At 33.9% G+C, this 10,468-nt stretch carries 8 protein-coding genes; 4 read left to right on the forward strand and 4 right to left on the reverse strand.

Going from position 1 to position 10,468, the window contains the following annotated elements; genetic code table 11:
• Nucleotides 1–2 precede the first annotated feature (2 nt).
• From H0V01_09740 to gyrB, 4 genes are all read left to right on the forward strand, one after another.
• Nucleotides 3–1,013 (forward strand): PorP/SprF family type IX secretion system membrane protein, encoded by a 1,011-nt coding sequence (locus H0V01_09740; GenBank protein MBA2583653.1) that lies wholly within the window; start codon nucleotides 3–5, stop codon nucleotides 1,011–1,013.
• A gap of 12 nt (nucleotides 1,014–1,025) precedes the next feature.
• Complete coding sequence (locus H0V01_09745; protein ID MBA2583654.1) at nucleotides 1,026–3,326, forward strand: DUF1573 domain-containing protein; 2,301 nt, start codon at nucleotides 1,026–1,028, stop codon at nucleotides 3,324–3,326.
• A 50-nt stretch (nucleotides 3,327–3,376) separates the two neighbouring features.
• Nucleotides 3,377–3,808, forward strand: coding sequence for a hypothetical protein (locus H0V01_09750; GenBank protein MBA2583655.1), 432 nt, complete (start codon nucleotides 3,377–3,379; stop codon nucleotides 3,806–3,808).
• Nucleotides 3,809–3,973: 165 nt separating this feature from the next.
• Nucleotides 3,974–5,929, forward strand: coding sequence for a DNA topoisomerase (ATP-hydrolyzing) subunit B (gyrB, locus tag H0V01_09755; protein ID MBA2583656.1), 1,956 nt, complete (start codon nucleotides 3,974–3,976; stop codon nucleotides 5,927–5,929).
• 92 nt (nucleotides 5,930–6,021) lie between these two features.
• Here the strand turns inward: gyrB and H0V01_09760 are convergent, their stop codons facing one another.
• From H0V01_09760 to H0V01_09775, 4 genes are all read right to left on the reverse strand, one after another.
• Nucleotides 6,022–6,285, reverse strand: coding sequence for a hypothetical protein (locus H0V01_09760; GenBank protein MBA2583657.1), 264 nt, complete (start codon nucleotides 6,283–6,285; stop codon nucleotides 6,022–6,024).
• A gap of 7 nt (nucleotides 6,286–6,292) precedes the next feature.
• Nucleotides 6,293–8,002: a collagen-like protein gene (locus H0V01_09765; protein MBA2583658.1), complete on the reverse strand. Its 1,710-nt coding sequence runs from the start codon at nucleotides 8,000–8,002 to the stop codon at nucleotides 6,293–6,295.
• 268 nt (nucleotides 8,003–8,270) lie between these two features.
• Nucleotides 8,271–9,578: a PKD domain-containing protein gene (locus H0V01_09770; GenBank protein ID MBA2583659.1), complete on the reverse strand. Its 1,308-nt coding sequence runs from the start codon at nucleotides 9,576–9,578 to the stop codon at nucleotides 8,271–8,273.
• Entirely contained in the window at nucleotides 9,565–10,140 is a 576-nt protein-coding gene (locus H0V01_09775; protein MBA2583660.1) for a sigma-70 family RNA polymerase sigma factor, read from the reverse strand. Before H0V01_09775 ends, H0V01_09770 begins: the two co-directional genes overlap by 14 nt.
• Nucleotides 10,141–10,468 lie beyond the last annotated feature (328 nt).

Raw genomic sequence — 10,468 nt, forward strand, 5'->3', positions numbered from 1 at the left:
GCATGAAAATTCGATCTTTTCTATTGCTTATTTTAACCGGTTCATTTTTTGGATTACATGCTCAGGATATCCATTATTCTCAATTTATTTCTGCACCTTATAATCTTAACCCGGCTTTAACCGGAGCTTTTGTTGGTGATGCAAGATTCACTGCCAACCAAAGAACTCAATGGAGAAGTGTTACTACTCCATATCAAACTTTTGGCGGATTTGTGGATATGAGAAATGTAGCCTTCAAAAATTTCCATCCTGGTATATCAGTATACAACGATAAGGCTGGTGATTCACAATTTGGCACTTTTCAACTAAATATTTCAGGTGCATACTCTAAAAAACTTGGCAATTATAACAGGCATAGACTCACACTTGGAATTCAAACTGGAATTACCCAACGAAAACTAGATTACAATAATCTTTCCTTTGATAATCAATATAACGGATCATCCTATGATTCAGACCTTAGTAGTGGTGAAAATTTTTCCAGGCAAAGTTACATGTATTTTAATTTGAACTCCGGAATAGTCTACAATTACAGGATAAATAAAAAAGTAGAATTTAATACAGGTTTAGCAATATTTAATATTAATAAACCCGATCAATCCTTGTATGACAAAGAAAAAATAAAGCTTGACCGTAGGTATACACTTTTTTTAAGTGCAGATGTGGTAATTGCAAGCAACAGGGTTAATGTATTGCCATCGTTACTTATTATGACACAAGGAACTTTCAGGGAATATCTTGCAGGTTCATCTGTAAAATTCACCCTTCAAAATAATTCTGGAAAATATTCGGCACTGCATTTTGGAAGTTGGTTAAGAATGAAGGATTCAGGTTTTATTCTCCTTGGAATGGATTATGATAACGTATATGTTGGTCTTAGTTATGATTTTAATTATTCGAATCTAGTTCCAGCTAGCAATTACAGAGGAGGATTTGAAGTTTCAGTAATATATATACTAAGAAAATTTGTCCCTGGTAAGATAAAATACAAATATTGTCCAGGCTTTATTTAATAGAGGTTATAAATGATTTTTCCTAAGCTATTTGTTTCCCTTCTGTTTTTATTAATGGTTTTTTCTGCCTTTGGCCAAAGTCAAAAAAAATTAATAAAGTATGCGGATAAGGCATTCCTGGAGGGTGATTTTTATGGTGCATCTATTTATTACAAGCAGGCAATGGATAATGATTCTTCTCAAATTCAACTTTTGTATAAATATGCAAGTTCTTTGAGAATGTTAAATGAATATGAATCTGCAGAATATTATTTTGAAAAGGTTTATAAAAAAGATCGTGGCAGGGAATTAACAGAAACTTTATTTTGGCTGGCTTCCATGCAAAAGAACAATGCCAATTATCTTCAAGCAAAGAAGAACTTTAAAAAATTAAACAGTCAGTATAAAAAGGATAAAAACAATTACTTTTACAAAAAATCATTAAAAGAACAGGAATCCTGCGATTATGCAATGAAGCCCTTGATTAATGATTCTGTTGTTATAGAAAACATTGGTGATCCAATTAATTCAATTCATGCAGAATTTAGTCCTTTTCTTTTTGAAAGCGATTTGTACTTTTCATCCTTAAGGATAAGTGATACAAGCACCAGGTCAATAGTTGAACCAGGGGAACTGCATTATATAAAAATTTACAAACAACCTTTTTTTAGTGAAATTTCAAAGGACATTGAGGAATTGGATACCATCATTAATTCGCCTGGCTTCCATAGTGCCAATGGGACATTCAGCCCGGATGGAAAAAGATTTTATTTTTCAAGATGTTCCCCGGATAATAAATGTAAAATTTATGAATCTAAAGTGGAAGATGGTATTCATGGTATTTCAGTTGAACTTGAAGATAAAATAAATTTACCCGGCTTTACATCCACACAACCTTCAATATCTGGGTTTGATTCTGATCAGGAAATCTTGCTTTTTGTATCAGATAGAAATGGGGGAGAGGGAGGCTTGGATATTTGGTATTCCATGTTTAAATCAGGAAAATTTTCAACACCAGTTAATGCAGGAAAATTGGTAAATTCAATTGAAAATGAGGTTACACCATTCTACCATACATCTTCCCAGACTCTTTATTTTAGTTCATCTTGGCACAATGGATCAGGAGGGATGGATATATTTAAATCACAGGGTGTGCCCGGAAGTTTTAAAGAACCTGAAAATCTTGGAAATCCAATTAATAGCTGTGCAAATGATTTGTATTTTACAATCGATTCCGCTGGTGTTTCAGGATTTTTAGCTTCAAATCGTAAAGGCGGGCATGCTGCACAAGGTGAAACCTGTTGCAATGATATTTACCATTTTCAGTTTCCCCAAACCCTTATTGAGCAGGATTCTCTTCCACCCACTGTTTATACAACTTTAGAACAAATTAATAAATATTTGCCTGTTACCTTATATTTTCATAATGATGAGCCAAATCCAAGAACAACAGATACTATCACCTTTAAAAATTACATGAAAACTTATGAATCCTATTTGGGGCTTAAAGAACAATATAAAAAAGAATACAGTACTGGATTAAAAGGTGTTGATATTCAGGAGGCTACTGAGATTATTGAAGTATTCTTTGAGGATTTTGTATCAAAAGGTGTAGATGATCTTGAAATGTTTACTCGAATTTTATTTGATGTATTAAAAGAAGGACAGCAAATTGAATTAACAGTTAAAGGTTATGCAAGTCCTCTTGCAAAGTCAGACTATAATTTAAAGTTGACAAAAAGAAGAATAAGTAGTCTAAAGAATTATTTAAATGAATTTGAAAATGGAATTTTCAAATCTTTTATGGATGGAACTGCGGAAAATGGAGGCTTACTAACACTTGTTGAAATGCCTTTTGGCTCGTTCAAGGCCAATGAAATGGTGAGCAGCAATTTGCAGGATCTTAAAAATTCAGTATACAGCAAAGCAGCAGCAATGGAACGAAAAATTGAAATTATTGCAGTATCTGTTAAAGATTCGGTAAAAATAAGATTAGATGATTTGCAAGAAGAAAAATTTGCGGAAATTTTTGTAGAGGATAAAATATTTAACTTTGGAAAAATTAATTACGGTGAAGTAGTGGAACATACTTTTCTCATTAAAAACACAGGCGATTCGGATTTAATTATTTACAATGCAAGCGGAAGTTGTGGTTGTACAATTCCTCAATGGAGTAAAGAACCTGTTCTCCCAGGTGAACAGGCTGCTATAAAAGTTAAGTTTGATTCAAAAGGGAAAATGGGAAATCAAAGCAATACCGTCACTTTAATAAGCAATGCGGTTCCCAATGTAACAGTACTAACTGTATCTGCAGAAGTGCTATTAAAGAAATAAATGAATTCATTTTAATAAATAATTTAATGCCTTATATCAACTAAAAAACAATGGAAGTTTACATACATTTTAAAGAAGTAAATTCAGATTTTAGCAAGCAAATCGCAGATCAATTTTTTGAAGGAAAAGAAAGTGAAGATAACATCAAGTATTCCTGGGAAGACGAGGTGAAAATTACTGAGGATGTAGTTGATTTTAAAATCATTAATCGTGCTGTTTACAATTTAAAAGGAAATTTTGCTGATGATAAGGCTTTTAGCTTTGATATTCCTGATATGACTATTTGTGAATCAAAAACCATTTCAGGAAATATAGTGCAATTTGCTGTTTCAGGTAAACTAATTAAGCAAACTGAAAAAAGATACGACAACCAAAAGGAAATAATGCATTTTTATTTTTATTTGTTTGATAGATTTCCAGTAAAAAACCCCTTTCCGGGTGTTTATATTCTCGCCAAACATTTCCCTGAGGAATTGAAATAAAACATTCATTATTTAATTACTTGATTTACGGCAATATAAACCGTTTTTTTTTGTTAATTAAATGTTGATAAATCACCTGATTTTATAAGGATTTCAAAGGGTTTTTATAAGGTGGTTTTGTATGTTTGTATAGTATAAAAAAATCAAAACAAAATTTAAGCAACAATGAGCGATATAATAGAAGAAAAGAACCAGGAATATTCCGCAGATAGTATACAGGTGCTCGAAGGCCTGGAAGCGGTTCGCAAAAGGCCTGCCATGTATATTGGTGATATAGGAACAAAGGGTTTGCATCATCTTGTTTACGAAGTAGTAGACAATTCCATTGATGAGGCATTAGCAGGGCATTGTAATAATATTGAGGTTTTTATTAATGAAGATAATTCCATTACTGTAAGAGATAATGGTAGGGGAATTCCAGTTGATCTGCATAAGAAAGAAAACAGATCTGCTCTTGAAGTGGTTATGACTGTGCTTCATGCTGGTGGTAAATTTGATAAAGACAGCTATAAAGTTTCAGGAGGATTGCATGGGGTAGGGGTTTCGTGCGTTAATGCACTTTCAATTGCATTAAAAGCAGAGGTTCACCGCAAGGGAATAAAATATGTTCAGGAATACAGCATTGGAAAACCATTATACCCAGTTAAAGAGGTTGGAACTACAGATGTAACTGGTACAGTAATTACTTTTAAACCAGATGATACAATATTTATTACCACTGAATATCATTTTGATACACTTGTTACTCGGTTAAGAGAACTTTCTTTTCTAAATAAAGGGGTAAGGTTGAGTATTGCTGATAAACGGAATTTAGATGATGATGGAAATCCTATTTCTGAATCATTTCTTTCGGAAGGCGGGCTTAGAGAATTCGTTACTTTTCTGGATGCAAGCCGCGATAAATTGATTTCCGAGCCAATTTATATGGAGGGTGAAAAAGCAGGTATTCCTGTTGAGGTTGGAATGCAATACAACACTTCCTATACTGAAAATATTCATTCCTATGTAAATAACATCAATACACATGAGGGTGGTACTCACCTTGCAGGTTTTAGAAGGGCACTTACCAGAACATTAAAAGGTTATGCTGAAAAACAGGGTTTTCTTTCAAAATTAAAGTTTGACATAAATGGTGATGATTTTCGTGAGGGATTAACTGCAGTAATTTCAGTGAAAGTAATGGAGCCTCAATTCGAGGGCCAAACAAAAACAAAATTAGGTAACAATGAGGTTTCAGGGGCTGTTGATCAGGCAGTTCATGAAATGCTTACAAATTATCTTGAAGAACATCCAAAAGAAGCTAAAACAATTGTAGATAAAGTGATTTTAGCTGCAACCGCGCGTCATGCTGCCAGGAAAGCACGTGAAATGGTTCAGCGAAAATCAATTTTGGGTGGTTCAGGATTACCCGGAAAGCTATCCGATTGTTCTGAAAAAGATGCCGCCCAGTGTGAAATATACCTTGTCGAGGGTGATTCTGCAGGTGGTACTGCCAAACAAGGCCGCAATAGACGTTTTCAAGCTATTTTACCATTAAGGGGGAAAATTCTCAATGTGGAAAAAGCCATGGCCTATAAAATATTTGATAACGAGGAGATAAAAAACATTTATACTGCCCTTGGTGTTACAATAGGTACGGAAGAGGACAGTAAAGCATTAAATATTGCAAAGCTCCGTTACCACAAGGTTATTATTATGTGTGATGCCGATGTGGATGGTAGCCACATCACTACACTTATTCTGACCTTTTATTTCAGGTTTATGAAAGAGTTAATTGAACACGGATATATTTATATTGCAACCCCTCCTCTTTACCTTATTAAAAAAGGAAAAGAATCCAGATACTGCTGGAATGAAGAAGAAAGACTTGCAGCCATTGCTGATCTAGGTGGTGGAAAAGATTCATCAGTGGGTATTCAGCGTTATAAAGGTCTTGGAGAGATGAATGCTGAACAATTATGGAGTACAACCATGAATCCTGAAACCAGAACTTTAAGAAGAGTAACAATAGAGAGTGCTGTAGAAGCAGACAGAATATTCTCAATGCTTATGGGTGATGATGTTCCACCCAGAAGAGATTTTATTGAGAAAAATGCAAAGTATGCTAAAATTGACGTTTAATACTAAATTTTATAATCAAAAAGAAAGGCCGGTTCAAATTGAACCGGCCTTTCTTTTTGATTATCTTTTCCTGTTAGAAATAGATATAGAATTTATTCAGGAATCCTTTTGCTGGAATAAGTTACATTTCCTTTTTTATTTGTAGAAGTTGTATCAGAAGGAACTTCTTTAGGCAAAGAAGATGGAATTCTTTGATTTGATGTAGCTTTTTGAGTGTTTTTTTCTTCCATAATTTCAGGAGCCGTTTGAATTGACCTTTCTGAATTTAAATTGTTTGTTATCCTTTTAGAACTTTCTTGAGCATAACTATTAATTACTATCAAAGTAAATAATAAAACAAAAGCTGTAAGTTTCATACTATTTTTAATTTAAAATCATAATTGTCATTTCACCAGGATTGGTATCTGTAGCTGCATTTCCACCAATATCAACGGTAGTGTTACCACTCAATCTTGCAGTTCTTAACTGTATAGTATGTGTTCCTGCTGCAACGGTAAACATTGAATTTATAGCACAGGTATTAAATGAATTTGCATTTGTTGGATTTACTATTGTAAATCTATTCCAGCCTCCCGATACTAAAGCCGCACCATTTAGATAAACTACCATATCAACATTGGCATATAAGCCAGAACTTGTAGAGGTATTTCTAGCTCCAATAGTTGCCCATACAATAACGGTTGATGGTGCTGTTACAGTAAAAGTTTGGGTTATTCCAGGTTGCAACACATACGCTGTTGAACTTATTCCTAGTCTTGCTCCTGTTCCATAAACGTGGAAATTTTGAAAGATACCAGTTGCTCCAGTTGCACCAATTGATCCAGTTGCACCAATAGCACCGGTTGCTCCGTTAGTTCCAGTTGCGCCATTAGTCCCGTTTGTTCCAGCTGCACCGGTTGCTCCATTAGTTCCATTAGTTCCAGCTGCGCCTGTTGCACCGGTTGTTCCTGCTGCGCCAGTTGCTCCATTAGTCCCGTTTGTTCCAGCTGCTCCTGTTGCGCCAATTGATCCTGTTGCGCCATTTGATCCTGTTGCTCCTGTTGCACCAGTTGCTCCAGTTGCACCGTTAATTCCATTTGCTCCATTTGCTCCCGTTGTTCCTTGCGGACCTTGCACTCCGATTTGACCGGTTGCTCCTGTTGCTCCGTTAATTCCATTTGCTCCCGTTGCTCCATTTGCTCCTGTTTCCCCTTGCGGACCTTGCACTCCGATTTGTCCAGTTGCTCCTGTTGCACCGTTTATTCCATTTGCTCCTGTTGCACCTTGTGGACCTTGCACCCCCATTTGACCAGTTGCTCCAGTTGAACCTTGAGGACCTTGCACTCCAATTTGTCCTGTTGCTCCTTGAGGGCCAGTTGGGCCAATTGAAGCCGTACCCGCACAATCATTTGAATCCCAGTTTCCATCATTGTTTATATCCTCGGATGGATCATTTATTCCATTTCCATTTAAATCCCAGCAAGGAGTACCATTTGCTCCAGTGGGTCCAGTTGAACCGTTAATCCCAGTAGCCCCTGTTGTTCCATTAATACCATTAGTTCCATTCGCACCAGTAGCTCCTGTTATACCATCCAATCCGTTAGTACCATCAGCACCAGTAGCTCCTGTTGTACCATTTATTCCGTTAGTGCCTGTAGCACCTGTTGTTCCATTTATTCCATTGCTTCCATTAGATCCCGTTGCACCAGTTGTTCCGTTTATTCCATTAGTTCCATCAGTTCCATTAGTTCCATTAGTTCCATTAGTTCCATTAGCACCGGTAGGGCCGGTGGGACCTATAGGACCAGCTCCAGCTCCAATTGCCCTCCAAAATATACCATCAAAATAATAAAATATATTATCTGTAATTTGATAAATCAATAATCCTGTAGCAGGAGTTCCAGGTGCAATGTTTACTGTAATTGTATCTGTCCTTGGTATTAATATTCCTTTATCAGAAGATTTTAAATCAAGAATTGCTGAAGGGTCAGGAGTAACTGTTCCTATTCCAACATTGTCTTGGGCTGTAGTAATAAATAATGAGCAGAAATAAACAACAGCTATTAGTCCTAATTTTTGTAAACCTTTATTCATATGATAGATCTATAGTAAATAAAACACTAAAGTATAAAAAATTCCCATTTTTATATTCTTTTTGTATAAATATTAATTTTTTTCTTTCAATTTAAAATGATTCTACATGAATATTATTACAAATATTTATGTATTTACCATCCTGTTTGCTTGAAATACTGAAACACTGTTTACTTTAACTGTTCGTGGAATTAATATTCCTTTATCTGAAGATTTTTAATGCAGAATAGATGAGGGTTTAATGCTTTTTAAGATTTGAAGGTTTAAATTATCGTCTGATTATAGTAATATTACCAAAGTACGATTTTATTTCCCCATCATTTTGATTGATATTTACAACCCATAAAAATGTTGTTCCTGTATGAAATTCATCTCCTGATTTAAAACTTCGTCCATCCCATGGTTTACTTGCATCTTTTGTTTTATAAACTAAAGATCCTGAACGATCATAAATTAACATTTCAAAAGAAAATTCTGATATTTCAAGTGCTTTAGGAATAAAATTATCATTTAATCCATCGCCATCAGGTGAAAATACATTTGGAGCCAAAAGAGGATTGTTCTCCTCAAATACAATCGTTTTTGCAATACTATCCTTACAGCCATCTGGGTTTTTAGCTATCAATTTTACCTGATAATTGCCTCTGGATAAGTATATGTGTTTTGGAGTTTTCTCATAGGAAAACTGATTGTCCCCAAAACTCCATATCCATTCAGTGGTATTGTTGCAATTGCCCGAAAATTCAGCCCCATGATTTACAGAACCGGAATTAAAAGTCTTCCAATCAAAATTTGCATCAGGAGTATTAATTGGATCAATATTAAATTGTTTTTTTGAACCGGAAATTTTATTGTTTTCCTTATCATAAACATTTAAAACAACCATAAAACTTCCTGGATTGCGATATTGATGAATTGGATTAATATTTTTGCTACTCATCCCATCACCGAAATTCCATTCATAGCTATAGCTGTCATTTGGATTATCCAAAGTAAACTTCGATAACAGATCACATTTTGAGAGACGTTCAATTGTGAAATTCGAATTGTATAATGTTCCTGAATTGTTTTTTATGGATTTTACATTGTCTTTTATTTCAGTCTCATTTTCAGTGGAAACTTGATTTAATATTTGTTGAAATGCAATAGTTTCAGACTTTATTACGGAAAGATTGTTTTGTATCTGTTCTTGATGTTTATCAGGGATAGAATTAATTATACCACTGATATTTTCCGAATCAGAAATAATTGCTTTTTCAGCTATTATTACATTTTTGTCTTTTGCTGGTGTTTCTGGAATTACATGATTCCCTATTCCATTTTCTTGAGCAATAATAGGTGATCCAAGGTCATATAAATAATAACAAATAAAACTGGTTATTAATAATAGACTTACTCCTCCAAGTTTTATTCCAGAAGAACCAAACCAATTTGTTTTACTTGATTTCCCAATTGGCGAATTCTCAAGTTTTTGGCTCATTTCAGTCCAATGACCTGGATTGTATTCAACTTCATAATTCTCAAAAGAATCTTTAATGAAGTCTTCAAAACCATTGTTTTCTTTATTGTGATTCATTGTTAACTAACTTAAGTTGTAATATTTTTTTTAAATTTTGCTTGGCTTTTGAATAATTAGATTTGGATGTCCCAATACTTATATTTAATTCGTTTGCAATTTGCTGATGTGAATAACCATCTACGGCATAAAGATTAAACACTGTTTTATAAGCGGGAGAAAGTCTTTGAATTGCTTCTAAAAGATCAGCAGTTTTAATTTTTTTCGAAATTAAATTTTCCTCGGGATCCTCTTCTACAAAATCTATGTTTTCAAGCTGTATGTTCGTGTCAAATAATTTAATAGCACTCTTGTTTTTTCTAAAATTATCAATGGCAGTATTTACCATAATTCTTCTTAACCAACCCTCAAATGATCCTATAAAATCAAACTTAGATAAGCTATTAAAGACTTTAATAAATCCTTCCTGCAAAATATCTTTTGCCTCATCAGAATCATTCGTATATCTTAAACAAATAACCATCATTTTACCATAATACATTTTATATAGCATTTCCTGACATTTTTTGTCTCCATTTTTGCATCCTGAAACTATTTCAATTATGTTCTTATCTTGAGACATTATCTTAATTCACTTTAATGACGAGGTTATAATTAATAGGTTGCTTGTGAATGAGTTTTTAATATAATAAGTACTATAAAGCGTATTTGCAATTTTTTGATTGTTAAGAAACAAGGATAGTTTTGATTTTCCTAAATAAATAAAAAAACAGGCTCCAACTATTTATTAATATAAAAGTCTGAATAATTTTTAATTAATTATCAATGTTGTCCTAAACAATTTTTAGGTTAAGCAAAACTACTGATTTCATTGAACAAATTCATCAGTATTTAACAATTTCAAAAAAGAACCCCTTGTATAAAATCTTGTGGTGGGTCATTGTATTCCT

The organism is Bacteroidota bacterium (assembly GCA_013696965.1).
In the GTDB taxonomy this organism is placed as follows: Bacteria; Bacteroidota; Bacteroidia; order JACCXN01; family JACCXN01; genus JACCXN01.